The sequence below is a fragment of the Hymenobacter sp. BT559 genome (assembly GCF_016427535.1).
Classification (GTDB): Bacteria; Bacteroidota; Bacteroidia; order Cytophagales; family Hymenobacteraceae; genus Hymenobacter.
Window position 1 is genome coordinate 439,234 of the sequence record NZ_JAELXV010000002.1, and the last position, 16,271, is coordinate 455,504.

Below are 16,271 nucleotides of genomic sequence, written 5' to 3' on the forward strand. Positions count from 1 at the left end.
ATGCTGCCGCTTGGCCCTGGGCTAGTACTAACCTACTACTGATTAATCTACCACCACGCGGCGCACCGCAGCTAGATCGGGGCCGGTAAGGCGCAAAATGTACACCCCGGCGGCTAGGCCAGCAGTCGAAATTTCTACTTCGTTAGCTTGCCCTGGCACCAGCACCAGGCCTCGCGTGGTGAGGAGCTGCCCTAGGTCATTATAGAGCCCTACGCTGGCCTCGGTGCGCGCGCCGGAGCCGCTGAACTGCACCCGCACTGGCTTCCCTGAGGGCGCAGGCACGGGGCTCACGTGCAGCTCGTAGCCCGCCGTTTGCTCGCGGGTGGCGAGAGGTAAGGCCGTGATGGTGATAGTGGTGCGGCCCACATTGTTGCTGCGGTCAATGTCATCGAGCTTATTGAGGTGGTCAGCCACAAACAACACGTAGTAGCGTCCGCCTGCCGTAGCTGCTGGCACAGTCAGCCTTCCCGGCACGGTAGCCGAGGAGTAGGGCTGCACCTCAGCCACAGGCGTGCTACCAAGCAAGACATCATCAGGGGTAAATACAGGGTCTGTCGAGAGGTAGTAACCTACGGTCGAGGCGCTGGCCAGGCCCGCGCCGATGTTGTTGACGTAGCTTTCGGTGGCAACTGTGCTGCCCGCTACCATCTGCTTGGACGAAAGGTAAGGCCCGGCCTGGACGGCAAGATTGGGGCGACCGGACGTGATGGCTAACGCCACCGCCTGCACGTTGTTGGTTTCGTCAGTTTCGGCAAATTCATTCAGATAATCTACTGCGCCCAACAAATAGTATTTTCTCGGCGCAATAGTAGGTGGAATGGCTAGCCCGCCGGAGCGATAGACCGACCCGTTAGGGTACAGGGTATTCCTAATCCGCTCGGCTCCGATAAGGATATCGTCGCTGCTCAACTGCTTGTCGGTCGATAAATAAAAGCTGGCGACCGGGGTGCGAGCGGGCGTAGTCCCCGTGTTGTACAAATAGTATCCAAGGTTAATGACTGTCCCGATTGAGGTTTGGGTTGGGAGGACATTGGGCTTAAAGTCCAATGATAAGTCCACTACCGGCAGTCCAATCTGGATGGCTACGGCTGCTACGTTATTAGTCTCGTTCGTTTCGGGCAGCTGCGCTAGGTGGTCGGCTACGGCTAGCAGGTAGTATGCACCCGGCGGTGTATTGGCCGGCAGAAAAGGGCCATATGGGTCCGATACATACGATACTTGGCTGGCACCACCGGCTAGAGTCAGTGAGGTCTTCAGTGGCTGACGTAGCAGCACGTCGTCATCGCTCAGCAGGTTATCGGTCGAGAGGTAGTAACCCACCTCGACAGGGTAGGCTTGCGTGGTGCCTAGGTTGCTGAGGTTGTAGCGAAGCGACAGTAATGAGCCAACAGCGGGGGGTGAGGTGCCGTTATACTGCAGTGAGCTGATGGCGATGTCTACCACCGGCACTACGATATCGAGCGCGATGGCTACTAGGTTATCAGTTTCGTTGCTTTCAGCTAGCTGGTTGAGGGGGTCGGCTGCTAGCAGGAGATAGCGTTTGCCTAAGGGGGTGCCCACCGGAATGGTGAGCGTGCGCGTGATGGTATAATATGCGTAAGGTCCTGCCGCAGACTGCTGCACCGAAGCTTGGTCTAGCAAAATGTCGTCGGCACTAAGCGCCTGGTCGGCCGAGAGGTAGTAGCCTACGCTAACAGAGTCAATCGGCGCACTGCCTTTATTTTGTATGGAACACTTAACGTATAGGTTGCCGCCCGCCGCTGGCTGGGTAGGGGCCACAGTGCGAGTGCTTTCAAACCATACATTGACAACTGGCGGCACCACCGTTAGTTTCTGCGCGCGCACATTGTTTTGCTCATTGTCCTCGATGACCTGGTCGTCGTAGTCAGCCACACTCAGCAGGTAATAGGTACCTAGGGCAGTGTTTTCAGGCAGGCTCAGCGGACTAATCATCGAGGTGAATTTGTTGCCGATAGGCACCTCGGCCAACTCGGTGCCAAGCAGCGTATCATCGGGACTCAGAGTGGCATCGGCCGAGAGGTAGTAGCCTACCTGGGAGGCCATAGCCAAGGTCCGACCTATGTTCTGAACTCGTTCTCTCGCATAGAAATACTCTCCTGCCGCCACCGGCCAGTATGTATCATTAGTTGCATCCGTAATAGCCAAGTCAACTCCCAGGGTTTGGGCTAGCACCGTGAGCGGCGCCCAAGCTACATTGTTGGTGTAGTTGATATCATATACGGCTGCGTTCGATGGTACTACCTCGGCCAGTACGTAGTAAGCGCCTGGAGCCATATATGCTGGCACGCGGAGGGTCTTCGGGCTAGTAGTCCAATCGCCCTGCGCTAGCGACCAAGTAGAGGTGCCTAGCACCTCGTCATTGGTACTCGCCAGCTTGTCGGTCGAGAGCAGATATCGCAAGGTGTAGGGGGTAAGGGGCCCGCTTAGATTAGCCACGCGCGGCGCCGCCTCAAAATCATCGTTGGTTGGTACGCTCGCTACATCCAAGCGTAGGTTTTGCATCGCTAAGTCGGTTGGCGGCGCGCTCGTGACGCAACTGATGGCCGCGGCTATTCCTCGCCGGGCTTGCCCACCGTAGCTCGAAAACACGACGGTGAGAGCCCCCGTGCTGCCCGTGGCATATACTGTAGGCAGGCCGTGGTAAAACTTACTGATGTAGGGCGCATTGGTATCGAGGCCATCGTACACCGTCACGTTGCAGCGCACGCTGTCCAGCTCCAGCAAGCTAAAAGCCAGCTTAATCTTGCCCCCCGCCGTGCCAGGCCGCAGCGTCACGCTGCCTCGGGCCTCGGTATCATAGAAATTGTCGGGGCCACCGTCGTCGTAGAGGGTGCCCGCGCAGGTGGTATAGTTGGCGGTGCCGGTGGTGGGCAGCAGGTAGGTTTGAGCGCGCACCCTAGCCGGCAGTAAGACCAACAATGATAAAAGTAAAGTATAAAGAAAAGTAGAAACTTTCATGCAATAGCAATGATTATTAGCTAAATAACTATTTATGCGGTGAAGGTAATAGTGCTACATGCAAAAGGCCCGCTATTCAATGAATAGCGGGCCTTTTGCAAAAAGATAGGGCTTGCCTACCTAGGTCGTTACTTATCTTCTTCCTTCGGCACGAGCACAAAGACGTCCTCGCCGGGGCGCTTCATGAGGTACTTCTCGCGGGCAAACTTTTCGAGCAGGGCCGGCGAGCTTAGTAGCTCGGCACGGTCGTGTTTCACAGCCTCGATGCTCGACTCGTAGTACTCTTTTTCGTTGCGCAGCTCCTTCCACTTACGGTACATGTCGTACTGCTTGCCTAGGTCGTTGCCATCAAAAAGTAGCATCCACACCACAAAGGCCGCGCCAGTGAGGAAGTAGAAATTGCGCAGCACGCGCAGGATGGGGAAGAGGAAGGCGGGGAGTTGCATGGCCAAAAATGAGCTGATTACAAAGCTAAGCAAAAAAGAAGGCCCTGCTTCGGCTAGCGAAACAGGGCCTTCCTTAAGTAGAAGCCGGCGGCTCCTTACATTTTCTTACCGGGGAAGTATGCCATTTCGCCCAGCTCTTCCTCGATACGGAGTAGCTGGTTGTATTTGGCCATCCGGTCCGAGCGCGAAGCCGAACCCGTCTTAATCTGGCCGGTGCTCAGGGCTACGGCAAGGTCAGCGATGGTCGAGTCTTCGGTCTCACCCGAGCGGTGGCTCATGATAGACTTGTAGCCGTTGCGGCGACCTAGGGTCACGGCGTCGATGGTTTCGGTGAGCGAGCCAATCTGGTTTACCTTGATGAGGATGGCGTTGGCAATGTGCTCATCAATACCGCGCTGCAGGCGCTCTACGTTGGTCACGAACAAGTCGTCGCCCACCAACTGAATTTTCTTGCCCACCTGGTCGGTGATGCTCTTCCAGCCCGCCCAGTCGTCCTCGGCCAGGCCGTCTTCGATGCTGATGATGGGGTATTTCTTGGTCCAGTCTACCCAGTAGCTCACCATTTGCTCGGGCGTCAGCTTGTCGCCGGTGCTCTTCTTGAAGTGGTAGTGGCCGTCCTGGAAGAACTCCGAAGCAGCGGGGTCGAGAGCAATCATTACTTGCTCGCCGGGCTGGTAGCCAGCCTGCTCGATGGCTTGCAGTACAATCTGGATAGCCTCTTCGTTCGACTGAATATCAGGAGCAAAGCCGCCTTCGTCGCCTACGTTGGTGCTGTAGCCTTTCTTCTTCAACACGCTCTTCAGGGTGTGGAAGATGTCGGTGCCCCAGCGCAGCGCCTCCGAGAACGAGCTGGCGCCCACGGGCATTACCATGAATTCTTGGAAGTCAATCTTGTTGTCGGCGTGCGAGCCGCCGTTCAAGATGTTCATCATGGGCACGGGCAGCGTGTTGGCGCCCACACCGCCTACGTAGCGGTACAGCGGCTGGCCCAGCTCCTGCGCCGCAGCGCGGGCGGCGGCCAGGCTCACGCCCAGGATGGCGTTGGCACCTAGGTTGCCTTTGTTGGGGGTGCCGTCGAGCTCGCGCATGATTTTGTCAATCAGGCCCTGCTCGTATACCGAGAAGCCTACCAGCTCTTCGGCAATCTTCGTGTTTACGTTCTCAACGGCTTTCAGCACGCCTTTGCCCTGGTACATGGCCTTGTCGCCGTCGCGCAGCTCTACAGCTTCGTGCACACCGGTGCTGGCGCCCGATGGTACGGCGGCACGGCCTACGGTACCCGAATCGGTGGTTACGTCAACTTCGACGGTCGGATTGCCGCGCGAATCAAAAATCTGGCGGGCGTGGATGGCTGCGATGTAGCTCATTTTTCTGGTGATGAGGTGAAGAAGCTATGAGGTGCTGTCCTAGGGTGCCACGAGTGGCTAGGCCAGCCGGGCAAAGGTAAGGTCAGGCACCTAGCTAATCCACTGTCGCCAGCCCAGTCAATATTTTCCGCAGGTTTGTGAATAATTCCTCGTTGCCGTTTTGCTGATAAGTGCCTAGGGCCGCCTCATAAGCCGGTAGCTGACCTAGGAAGGCTTGCACGTTGGCCGCCGTGATGGACTCGAAGTGCCGTCCGTAGCCGCGCTGCTCTATCTCGGCTGCGTTCAGCCACTGTTCAAACTGCGCCGGAATGGGCACCGCGCACACCGGCTTGTGCAGGTACACGGCCTCCGAAATCAAGGAAAACCCGCCATTGGTGAGCACCGCCCGGCAGCCTGCCAGCTCGGCAATGAAGCCCGCCTCGGAGAAGGGCCGCAGCAGCACGTTGCCGTGCGCCTCGTCTTTGTTGAAGCCGTACACCCGAAATTCTTGGTCAGGGACTTGCTGCAAAATCTCGACTAGGTCGGTCTGGTTGGTGGCCGTTTGGTACACCAGCACGTAGTCGCCTTTGGTCGGCTGCGCCGCCTGTATCTCGGGCCTGATGATGCTGGGCACCAGCGTAGTGCGCTCAGCATAGCGCGGGCGCAACGGCAGCTCAAAAAACGTAGTAATAAGGTAATGCTTGGCGCGCGGCACTTTGGCGCGCACTAGGTAGCGGGCCACGTCGAAGTTTTCCTGTTCTTCCTCAGGTACGGCCACATCGAGTTGCGCCCGGCTGATTATCTGCATATTATCGATGCTGATAACCGGTACGCGCAGCAGCTTGGCGTAGAAGTAGCTGAACGACTCAAAATCACTAATCACCACCTCGGCCCGGAAGCCGTGCAGCAGCTGCCGGTACTGCCGAAAATTGGTGCGCAGCGCCTCGGGCGCCGTGCGCAGCGTGAGGCCAACAGTGCGCGACTTCGACACCGTCAGCTTCTTATACGCTAGGTGGAAGCCCTGAATCTCCAGCACGCGGCCCGGAAACGTCTTATCGAGAAGCGCAAAGGCCCGCGAGCTGCTGACCACCCGTACATCGTGCCCCTCGGCCAACAGCCAGGCAATGATGACTTTGCTGCGCGTGGCGTGCCCTAGGCCCTCGCCGGGTACGCCGTATAAGATGGTCATAGTGATGAAATTGGGGTGGCAAGAACGTGGCTTGGACTATAAAGCCCAAGCTACAGTTGCTTTTCATTTAAAGCTGGGGATGCGGAACTGCACCCCTAGGGACGGGATGAAGGTGGTGCCGCTGAGCGAGGTGGTGCTGCCATCGACGAGCGTGTAAGAGCCGTAGTTCTGGTAATACACGCTGAGGGCCGGCACGAAATACACATACTTGTAGCCCACCTTCACGTTGAGAAACAGGCCATATGACGAGTAATTGCGACTCTGGCGGGGCAGGTCGGGCAAGCGGGCGGTGCCGGCGCTGTTGTATAAGTTGTTGGGCGTGAAGCCGTAGCTAACCCACGAGTGCGCATACACGGCGCCGTAGCTGATGGCCCCGATGCTTTCTTCGGGCCCAAACGACTGGCTGATGGTGAGCGGAACCAGCAGGTCTTGCCGCGTGGCCGAAAGGCCCAGCAAGTTGTTGAGGTCGTTGAGGAAGGCGATTTTGGGCAGACCGGTGCGCTGAATGGCGTATTGCAGGCCCACGCTGGCGTAGGTGGTGCCGCTGGCGGCCCCGCGCTCGGGATTTTCGACCGAACCGGTGGGGCCCAGCAACTGGTAAGCCGCATCGAACACGTGCGAGCCTAGGGCGTATTTATAGCCCGCATCGAGGCGCGGCACGATGCCGTAGCGCACGCTAAAGTCGGCGGCCGGCTGCACGGGGTCGAGCAGGTAGGAGAGGGCAGCGGTTTGCACGTCGCTCACGGTGCCCGAGTAGTTTACCTTCTCTCCGTTGGCGGCTTGAGTGCCGAGCTGACTGGCGGCGCTGCGCACCGCCGAGCCCGCTTTGCTGAGGGGCGACGTGGCCACGTTAAAACCTTGGTTATAAGCTAGTCGAAATTCGCCCTGCGGCGTGACTTTGCCCGATGTAGTGATGGAACGCGGCGCAGTGCAGGCCGTAGCTGCCAGCAGCCCTAGGGCGGCCAGGCGCGCCAGCGAAGGAGTAAGAGAAATAGACATATGCTAAAGATGCGGCCAAGTGTGCCACCGCCAAAACGAAAACCGCGCCAATACTGCTACACCAGCCCTCAAAAACCCGTAGACGCCACGGTAGTCCACCCCCTCAGTCGTATCTTTGTACTCATTCTAAATACTTAAATTTCCAGTAATGCCCGAGATTATTTCGACAGATATCTGCATCATCGGGGCCGGGCCAGTGGGCTTGTTTGCCGTGTTTGAGGCCGGTCTGCTCAAGCTACGTTGCCACGTCGTGGATGCCCTGCCGCAGCCCGGTGGCCAGCTCACCGAAATTTACCCCAAGAAACCGATTTACGACATTCCGGGCTATCCCGAAGTGCTGGCTGGCGACCTGGTTGACAACCTGATGAAGCAAATCGAGCCGTTCCACCCCACCTTCACCCTAGGGGAGCGGGTCGAGCGCTTTGCTAAGCTGGAAGACGGCTCGTTTCAGCTTTACACTACCGACGGCACCGAGATTCAGTGCAAGGCCGTAGCTATTGCGGGCGGCCTAGGTTCGTTTGAGCCGCGCAAGCCGGCCGTGGAGAACCTAGAGCGCTTTGAGAGCGGCAAAGGTGTGCACTACATGGTGCGCGACCCCGAGCATTTTCGCGACAAAAAAATTGTGATTGCGGGCGGCGGCGACTCAGCCCTCGACTGGACCAACTTCTTGGCCAACGTGGCTGCCGATGTGACACTGGTGCACCGCGGCACCACCTTCCGCGGCGCTGCCGACTCGGCCGAAAAGGTGAAAACCCTGGCCGAAGCCGGTAAAATCAAGCTCGTGCTCAGCTCCAACGTGACGCACCTGCACGGCGACGACATGTTGGAACAAGTCACCATCACCGGCAATAATGGTGAAGCCGTGACTGTGCCCATTGATGCCTTCGTGCCCCTATTCGGTCTCACGCCCAAGCTCGGGCCCATCGGCGACTGGGGCCTGGAGCTCGACAACGACGCCGTAGTGGTAAATACCCTAGACTATAGCACGTCGCTGCCCGGCGTGTATGCCATTGGCGACATCAACACGTATCCGGGCAAGCTCAAGCTCATCTTGTGTGGCTTCCACGAGGCGGCGCTGATGTGCCAGGGCGCGTTTAAGTACATTTACCCCGACAAAAAATACACCCTCAAGTACACAACCGTAAACGGGGTGCCTTCGATGTAAGCAGTTAAGAGTTGCGAGTTAGGAGTTAAGAGTGAGCCAATAGACGCGCCTTCCTAACCCTTAACTCTTAATTCTTGACTCTTAACTTAATTATGACTGACGTTCGAGTTTATGTAGAAGAGGCGCCCGGCCAGCGGCGCGAGCTAGAAGCCCCCACCGACATGGGCCTGAGCCTGATGGAGCTGCTGAAAGCCAATGAGTACCCTATTCAGGCTACCTGCGGCGGCATGGCGCTGTGCGCCACCTGCCACGTAGAGGTGCTGGCTGGCCCTGCCCTGCCCGAGCCCAGTGAAGATGAGTGGGCCATGCTCGACACCCTGCCCGTGCTGCACGAAACCAGCCGCCTCAGCTGCCAAATTCGTCTCACGCCCCGCGTCGATGGGCTGGTGGTGCGCCTAGCCGAAACTGCCTAGCGCGCCGACATTACTAGACGTAATTGATACCAAAAAAGGCCTTTCCAGCAATGGAAAGGCCTTTTTCAGGATAAACCCAACGTAGCGACGCCTCAGATGCGGCGCACGTTCACGGCGTTTACGCCTTTACGCCCCTCTTGGGTTTCAAATTCTACGCGGTCGTTTTGCTGAATCTGGCCGCCATTGAGGCCCGTGACGTGCACAAAAAACTCCTCGCGGGTGGTGTCGTCGGTGATGAAACCAAAGCCTTTGGTTTCATTGAAAAATTTTACTGTTCCGGTCTTCATAGCTTAAAAAAGAAAAAATACTCGCTGGCACGGCCGCAGCCAACCAAGCATCGGGGCTGGCTGGGTTAGTAAGCTTTCGTCATACGGCCCTAGGGCGTTGGGGTTTAGCTTACTGGTGGTCGCGCCACTCATACACCCACTTGGCCTGAATCTGCTCGAGGTGGCCTTCGTTGGCTTGCTCGCGGGTACCGGCAAAGTTGGGCAGGGTCAGAATCCACTCCAACAGCTCGGTAAAGCGGATGCGGTAGATTTTGGCTTCAGTGAAGTCGTCGCCAAACTTTTCGTAGAGCGCGATGGCAATGTCCTCGTGGTCGGCCCACTCGATGGGCGGCTCGTAATGGTTCATTTTTTAGTGGTTAATTGTTAATGGTTAATTATTAATGGTGAGTAACTAAAAAGGAAACAAAAGGCTGTTAGCCAATCCTTAACAATCAACCATTAACAACTAACAATTAAAAAACTAGTGCCCTAGGAAGTGCTGGGGCGGAATGGTGACGACTACTTCGAGCTGCTCGTTGGGCAGCACGCACTGGCAGGCCAGGCGCGAGTTAATACGCGGGCTGATGGCCCGGTCGATGAAGTCTTCTTCCTTATCGGAAATCTCGGGCAGGTCGTCCATGCCCTTGTCCACGTAGATGTGGCAGGTACTGCAGCCGCATACACCGCCGCAGTTGTGCTGCAGCTGAATGCCGTTGTTGAGAGCTACGTCGAGCACCGACTCGCCGCTGGCAGCTACGTGCGTTTGAGGAGGCTGGCCGTCCTGAAACTGAAAGATGATGGTGGAGGGTTGCAAAATAGTAGTGGGCCCCAGTGAGCCAGTTGAAAGTACAAAGTTAGGCAGGGCTGGGCGGGCGCACCACAGATGCCGCCTCTGCCGCCTGTATGCTCTGCGTGAGCTGTGTATAAAGCGATTGCCAGGCGGGATGGGCCGCCAGTGCCGCCGTGTGGGCGGCCAGGGTAGGGGCATCGTGGCGGGCGGCCGGGCCCGTTTGCACCCCAAAGGGCCCCAGCTGGGCACCTAGGGCCTTGTCTACGGTTTCACGCACCAGCGGCGCCAGTAGGTCGAAAGGAAGGCCTGCCTCGGCCAGCAACTGGTGCGCAATACCTAGCACATGATTAGTAAAATTGCTGGCAAACACGGCCCCTAGGTGCAGCTGCAGCCGCTGGTCCGAGTTGAGCCGCGCCACATGTTGGCTGAGGCTATGAGCGAGCGCTAACAGCTGAGCTTCGGCCTCGGCTTCGGGCGCCTCGATAAAGAAGGGCACCGCTGGCCAGTCGATGGTGCGGCTGGGGCTGAACGTCTGGAGCGGGTAGAGCACGCCGCCGCGCACCTGCGGCTGCGCCGCAAACACTGCCACAGGCAGCGCCCCGGCCAGATGCGCTACCAGCGCGCCCGCCGGCCAGGCCACAGCCGCCAGCACGGCGGGCACCGCCGCATCGGGCACGGCCAGCAGGTAGAGGTCGGCCGGGGGCAGGGCCTGCACCAGCGGCAGCACGAGGGCTACGCAACCTGGCAGCTGGGTCGCGAGGGCCTGCGCGCTGGCATGCGTGCGGGCCGCCACAAAAACCAACTCGTGGCCCACGGCGGTGAGCGCGGGCCCTAGGGCCGTGGCTACGCGTCCTGTTCCGAATAAGCCAATGCGCATGAGAACAATCGAAGAATATGAAAGCGGCTAATGGCTGAACAAGCAAGTGAACCTTAGCAGCTTGGTTTAGTAGGTGGCGGCCGGTACTGACCAAGCCTAGGATAGAAGTACCATTCTACCCGCCGAAAGTTCCATAAAAAATTAGCATCTTGTGGGTTTAAAGGTTCTTGCACCAGCTAGCACCGCTGCAAGTCTTGCGCCTACGTATGAAGCCTTTCGGCAACCACGGCAGTGGGCCGGGCCACGCTTCTTGCCGTAGTACAGCGGCTGGTGCAGCCTTGCTTATCACATTTTACGCTCATCCTCATTTTGCTTTTACATGAAAAAACCTTACGCTGAGACAACTGGGTTCCTACATCGGCTGCGGCAGCTCGGCCTCACGGCGCTGCTGGCGGGTGGGGCTGCGGTGGCGGCCCAGGCCCAGGTCCTCAACTACGCGGTAGCGACGGCCTCCAACGTGCCCGGTACCTACACCGACCTGGCCACGGTGAGCGGGAGCACGGTTATCACTACGGCCAACACCGATGATGCCAACTCAGCGCCCCAGAATATCGGGTTTACGTTCAACTACAACGGCGCGTCATTCACGCAGTTCGTGCTGAACACCAACGGGATTATGCGCTTAGGAAGCGCCGCGCCGTCGGTGCCCAACCTGTTTGGGGTTTACGAAAATGGCCAGGCGGCGGGGGTTGACCCCATCACCAGCGCCGACCCGGCCGACGTGAACCTGCTGGCGCCGTTCAACTTCGACTTGCAGGATGGCAGCGTGGGCCCCGCCGAGTACCGGGTGGCTACCACGGGCACGGGTACCAACCAGGTGTGCACTATTCAGTGGAAAAACGTGCGCGACAAAGCGGGCAGTGTAAATGTCACGCAGTTCGACAATTTTGAGTTTCAGGTAAAGCTCTACCAGGCCACGGGCACTATCGAGTTTGTGTACGGCCCGGTAGTGTCGGCCACGGCTGGCGCCAGCATCAACCGCTTTCCAACGGTCGGTATCAAAGGCTCGGGCAGCTCGGCCGGGCAGGATGTGCTGGTCAACAAAGCATCTTCGACCGCTGCTTGGTCAACGGCCATTTTTATTACGGGCGTTTACAATAATAGTACGCTTAACTACCGCCGCACCTATGGGCCCGACCTAGGGCGCACGTTTCGCTTTGCCACGGCCCCGCCCAACGATGCGGCCGTGTCTGGCATCTACACCCTAGGCAAGCTGGCTACCCAAACCGCCCTGCCGCATACGGTGCGCGCCGTAGTAACCAATGCTGGGGCCGCTGCCCAAACTAACCTTCCCGTGAGCCTGGCCGTGACGGGCGCCAACACGTTTAGCGATACCAAAATCATTGCCTCGCTGGCGCCAGGAGCATCTACTACGGTTACGTTTGCGGCCTACCCCACTACGCTGACCGCTGGCGATAATGTGGTGACGGTGACGGTGCCTACCGATGACAACACTGCCAATAATACCGCCACTTACGGCCAAATCGTAACGACTAACCGCCTATCGTACACCAATCCTACCGGCACTACGGCCGGCAGCGTGGGGGTGGGTAATGGCTGGCTGGTGCAGAAGTTTAGCCTGCCCGCTGCCACTGTCGTCAGCGACGTGGTGCTGACGCTGGCCGCGAGCTCTAACAATACGTCATCATTCCAAGTGCTGCTGTACGATGCCACCGGCTCGGGCAGCCTGCCTGGGCAGCTGCTCTATACGTCGCCGACCCAAACCCGTACGCCCGCCGCGGGCCCGGTCACGGTGACGCTGCCTGGTATTGCGGTGCCTGCTACCTTCTTTGTCGGAGTACGCGAAACCGGCACTACCAGCGCGCTGGCAAGCATTTCCATCAACTACCAAGACGAAAACCCCATCCGGCCAGGTACGTTCTTCTTCAGCACCACGGGTACTACCTGGACCGACTTTGTAAATGCCAGCCCGAAGGCGCGCGTGGCCATTGAGATAGGCACCGCCGTGCCCAACTGCGCCCCGCCGACGGCCGTGGCAGCCACCAGCATAACGCCCAACGGGGCCACTATTACATTTACGCCGCCCACCACGGGCACGAGCAGCTACCAACTGGTCTATGGCCCCACGGGCTTTAATGTGAGCACAGGGGGCACTACTGTAGCGGCTACTGCCTCGCCAGTGACAATAACCGGCCTCACGCCGGCCACCAGCTACCAGGTGTACGTGCGCAGCAACTGCACCGCCGGCGGTACCAGCATCTACTCGGCGCCGCTTACGTTCATCACGGCCTGCGACCCCCAGACGACGGTAGCGGCTTTCCCGTACAACCAGAACTTCGACACCATTTTGCCGGGGCAGGCGCTGCCGTGCGGCATCACTACGCTCGATGCCAATGGTGACGGCACTACCTGGCGAATCTCGACCGAGAACCCCAACTCGGGGCCCTACGCCATGCGCTACCAAGGCGCAGTGGTGAATAACACGGCCGCTAACGACTGGTTCTTTACGCCGCCGCTGGTGCTGCCGGCCACGGCAGGCACGCGCTACCAGGTGGCTTTCCGCTACCGGGCGGCGGGCATCGGGGCAGGTACGTCCAACTTTACCGAGAGCCTCGAAGTGAAGTCGGGCACGGCGCCCACGGCCGCCGGCCAAACCAACTTGCTGTACACCAACGCGACCATCAACAACCTCGCCTACGCGCAGGCTGGCGGGGCCTCCACGCCCGTAGTGGCCTTGCTGCCAGCTGGGGCCAGCACCCAGTACGTGGGCTTCCACGTCACCAGCGCCGCCAACCAAGGCAACCTGTACATCGACGACCTGACGGTGACAGCCGTTACTGCTACTGCTACATCGGAGGCGCTGCTACGGTCCATCTCGGTATTCCCCAACCCCTCGACTACGGGCGTGTTTGACCTGGCTATCGTCGGGGCCAATGCGCAAAAAGGCCTGCAAGTAGAAGTCGTGAATACTATCGGCCAGCGGGTGTACGTGGGCACAGCCCGCGACAATTTCACTAATAAGCTAGACTTGAGCCACCTTGCCGCCGGCCTCTACCATCTCAAGGTGATGAACGGCGATGAGTACGCGCTGCGCCAGCTTTCGGTCATGAAGTAAGCTGTAGGGCACCTAGAGCAATAGAAAAGGCCACCCCGCTGGGGTGGCCTTTTCTATTGTTAGAAAAAATAAGCTAACCTAGGCCACGGCCTGCGGGCGCTGTGCGCCTGCCCGGCCGGTGGCTGGCTTCGCAACCGGCGCTGCCTTAGCGGTGCGGCGCTGCCGGATGCTGAGGCACAGGCCGAGGCCCATGAGCAGCGTGCCGCCCCACAGCAGGTTGATGAAGGGTTTGGCGGTCGCTTTCAATACAATGTAGTCTTTGGCGGTGGTGCTTACGCCGAAGGTGAATTTGCCCTTCACTGGGTCAATCTGGTTCAGTGTGAGGCGCAGGCCTAGGTCTTCGACTTCGTCGGGCACGCTGCCCACCTGGCGGTCACGCAGCACGAATATGGGGTGCGCGTGGTACTGCCGGCCCTTTTCACCCGAGATTATCATGTCGGCCTGCAAGGCAATGTCGCCTTGCTGCAGCTTCACGCCCGGTACCGAGTGGGCCTGCTCGATGGCCCGGAATACGGCGAAGTAATCGTTCAGGAAAATCGTATCGCCCACGGCCAGCTCGTGCGGTATGCTCGGGCTCCAGGGTTGCTCCTTGCGCGGGTCGGGCACGGAGGTAATGTGCGAGTAAATATCGTGCCCTAGGTAGCGCTGCAAGGCTGGCGAAGCCAGAATGCCGCCCATTTCCTCGTTTATCTGCGCGCGGGGATAGAGCGTGAACGACTCGCCGTTTTTCTTATCCTCGTAGTTAACACGGTAGTACGTGTTCTCGGGTCGGATTTCGAGCGTGTCACCAGTCTTGAAATACACCTTGTCATCGCGCTTGATATCGCCGCGGGCTACGGCCTTATACTCGTCGTCGGTGCGGTAGAGCAGCTGCGTGTTTACGTAGCCGGGTACACCGGGCACATCGAGGTACTGGCCGGTGTAGGTCACGTCGTAGCCGTGCATCGGAATGGTCTCGTTGCGCAGCAGCAGCACGTTGTCCCTGTTCTCTTCCTCCGTCATTTGCTGCGAAATGAGGCGGCCCGTCACGTTGCGCGAAATGTTGTCGGAATAGCCTGCCGAGCCCAGCATACCTAGGAGCATCAGCGCCACGCCGATGTGGGCTACCGCGCCGCCCGAAATGGTGGTGCCTCGCTGCCACAGCCCGAACAAGGTGCCAAAATTGGCCAGCACGCCAAACAAGCCCGCCGCCAGCAAAATGGCGTAAGGCACCGTGATGGGATGGCCGAAGTAGCGCAGCAAAAGCACCCCTAGGGCCGTACCCAGTAGCGCCAGCATTATGCTGGGCGCAAAGGCATTGATTACCGATTCCTTGTTATTGCGCTGCCACCACATCACCTGCGCGATGCCCGAAAGGAAGGCAATCAGCACCCCGCTCCACAGCTGAATACGGGTGTAAAACGAAATCTGGTCAGCCGGCAACGCCATGTTAGCCTTGATGCCGAAGAAGCCCAAGAAAGCTTTGTATACTGGAATGCTAGTGGTGAATAGCACCTGGAAAGCAGCCAAGCACAGTACCGTGGCGCCCACAAATACCCACATTTCGGGGCTGTAGGCATCAAGCTCTTTTTCCGAAATTGGGATGCTCTTCCAGCGCTTTACCAGCAAGCCCACGGCCAGCACCGTGAAGAAGCCTAGGTAGATAAGCAACTGCCCCGACAGGCCGAGGTCGGTGAACGAGTGCACCGAGGCGGCGCCTAGTACGCCGCTGCGCGTGAGAAAAGTGGCGTAGAGAATGAGCACGAACGTGGACACCACCAGCACAAATGCCGTGCGCAGGCCTGTGCGTCGGCGCTGCCACAGCACCATACCGTGCAGGGCCGCGATGAGCACCAGCCACGGCACAAAAATGGCATTCTCCACGGGGTCCCAGTTCCAGTAGCCGCCGAAGTTCAGGGTTTCGTAGGCCCAGTAGGCGCCCATCATAATGCCGATGCCCAACACCGCGCCGCCGAATGACGTCCACGGCAGAGCAGGCTTTACCCAACTGGTCAATTCTTTTTTCCAGAGGCCGGCGATGGCAAAGGCAAACGGCACCAGCGTGAGCGCAAAGCCCAGGAACAGCGTGGGCGGGTGAATCACCATCCAGTAGTTCTGCAGCAGGGCGTTGAGGCCGTTGCCATCCTTAGGCACGAAGTCGGGCTGGGTTTTCCACACCGGCAGGTCGGTGAGGAAGTCGCGCAGCAGAATGAAAGGCGACGAGCCAATCTTGGTGCCGCCCACCACTACGCCCAGAATCATACTTACCAGGAAGGCCTGCACGGCCGCAAACACGGCCAGCACCGGCGCTTCCCACTGCCGGTTGAACTTCATGATACCTAGGCCGATGAGCACGTGCCAGAATATCCAGAGCAGGAAGCTACCCTCTTGCCCCTCCCAGAAGCACGAAATCATAAAGTGCACCGGCAGGTGGTTGGAGGAGTGCGACCAAGCGTAGTAGTACTCGTAGCGGTGCGCATGAATGATGTTGAACAGGGCGCCCACCACCATCAGCACAGCCGCGCCGTGCACAAAGAAAGCGCCCCGCGCTAGCCGCAGCCAGCTACCGTCGGCTTCGCCGAGCGCGCGGCCCCGCGCCGCCTGAAAGTAGCCGTAGGCCGCTACCGCCGCCGCCACAAAGGCCACGATAACGCTGGCCTGGCCGAAGTTTCCGATAAATAAATTCACAGGCTAACTATTTTTTCTACAAAGGTACCGCCTAGCGGCGGGGGTAGCTAAAAGTCAA

At 58.8% G+C, this 16,271-nt stretch carries 13 protein-coding genes; 3 read left to right on the plus strand and 10 right to left on the minus strand.

The features are described 5' to 3' along the window. Positions 1 to 42: 42 nt before the first annotated feature. From JAO77_RS08430 to JAO77_RS08450, 5 genes are all read right to left on the minus strand, one after another. Positions 43 to 2,979 (minus strand): CARDB domain-containing protein, encoded by a 2,937-nt coding sequence (locus JAO77_RS08430; protein ID WP_198989892.1) that lies wholly within the window; start codon positions 2,977 to 2,979, stop codon positions 43 to 45. A 128-nt stretch (positions 2,980 to 3,107) separates the two neighbouring features. Continuing rightward, positions 3,108 to 3,425 (minus strand): FtsB family cell division protein, encoded by a 318-nt coding sequence (locus JAO77_RS08435; protein WP_198989893.1) that lies wholly within the window; start codon positions 3,423 to 3,425, stop codon positions 3,108 to 3,110. A 95-nt stretch (positions 3,426 to 3,520) separates the two neighbouring features. Then, the gene (gene eno / locus JAO77_RS08440; RefSeq protein ID WP_198989894.1) at positions 3,521 to 4,792 is read right to left on the minus strand and encodes a phosphopyruvate hydratase; all 1,272 of its coding nucleotides are present in this window, start codon (positions 4,790 to 4,792) and stop codon (positions 3,521 to 3,523) included. A 94-nt stretch (positions 4,793 to 4,886) separates the two neighbouring features. Beyond that, entirely contained in the window at positions 4,887 to 5,960 is a 1,074-nt protein-coding gene (locus JAO77_RS08445; RefSeq protein WP_198989895.1) for an MJ1255/VC2487 family glycosyltransferase, read from the minus strand. Between the two features lie 63 nt (positions 5,961 to 6,023). Then, positions 6,024 to 6,959, minus strand: coding sequence for a hypothetical protein (locus JAO77_RS08450; protein WP_198989896.1), 936 nt, complete (start codon positions 6,957 to 6,959; stop codon positions 6,024 to 6,026). A gap of 157 nt (positions 6,960 to 7,116) precedes the next feature. Between JAO77_RS08450 and JAO77_RS08455 the strand changes: the two genes are divergently transcribed. Further along, positions 7,117 to 8,124: an NAD(P)/FAD-dependent oxidoreductase gene (locus tag JAO77_RS08455; protein ID WP_198990377.1), complete on the plus strand. Its 1,008-nt coding sequence runs from the start codon at positions 7,117 to 7,119 to the stop codon at positions 8,122 to 8,124. A 92-nt stretch (positions 8,125 to 8,216) separates the two neighbouring features. Further along, positions 8,217 to 8,537: a 2Fe-2S iron-sulfur cluster-binding protein gene (locus tag JAO77_RS08460; RefSeq protein WP_198989897.1), complete on the plus strand. Its 321-nt coding sequence runs from the start codon at positions 8,217 to 8,219 to the stop codon at positions 8,535 to 8,537. Positions 8,538 to 8,629: 92 nt separating this feature from the next. Here the strand turns inward: JAO77_RS08460 and JAO77_RS08465 are convergent, their stop codons facing one another. The 4 genes from JAO77_RS08465 to JAO77_RS08480 form a co-directional block, all read right to left on the minus strand. Next, positions 8,630 to 8,824, minus strand: a complete 195-nt coding sequence (locus JAO77_RS08465; protein WP_144848747.1) for a cold-shock protein — start codon at positions 8,822 to 8,824, stop codon at positions 8,630 to 8,632. Positions 8,825 to 8,933: 109 nt separating this feature from the next. Further along, entirely contained in the window at positions 8,934 to 9,170 is a 237-nt protein-coding gene (gene iscX / locus JAO77_RS08470) for a Fe-S cluster assembly protein IscX (protein WP_198989898.1), read from the minus strand. 114 nt (positions 9,171 to 9,284) lie between these two features. After that, a complete protein-coding gene (locus JAO77_RS08475) occupies positions 9,285 to 9,617 on the minus strand; it encodes a 2Fe-2S iron-sulfur cluster-binding protein (protein ID WP_144848752.1) in 333 nt (110 codons plus the stop codon). A gap of 40 nt (positions 9,618 to 9,657) precedes the next feature. After that, complete coding sequence (locus JAO77_RS08480) at positions 9,658 to 10,470, minus strand: Rossmann-like and DUF2520 domain-containing protein (protein ID WP_198989899.1); 813 nt, start codon at positions 10,468 to 10,470, stop codon at positions 9,658 to 9,660. Between the two features lie 319 nt (positions 10,471 to 10,789). Between JAO77_RS08480 and JAO77_RS08485 the strand changes: the two genes are divergently transcribed. Next, entirely contained in the window at positions 10,790 to 13,546 is a 2,757-nt protein-coding gene (locus JAO77_RS08485; protein ID WP_198989900.1) for an NIDO-like domain-containing protein, read from the plus strand. Positions 13,547 to 13,624: 78 nt separating this feature from the next. Here the strand turns inward: JAO77_RS08485 and ccsA are convergent, their stop codons facing one another. Next, positions 13,625 to 16,213 carry a cytochrome c biogenesis protein CcsA gene (gene ccsA, locus JAO77_RS08490; RefSeq protein ID WP_198989901.1) on the minus strand — a complete coding sequence of 863 codons (2,589 nt, stop codon included), beginning with the start codon at positions 16,211 to 16,213 and terminating at the stop codon, positions 13,625 to 13,627. Positions 16,214 to 16,271: the final 58 nt, after the last annotated feature.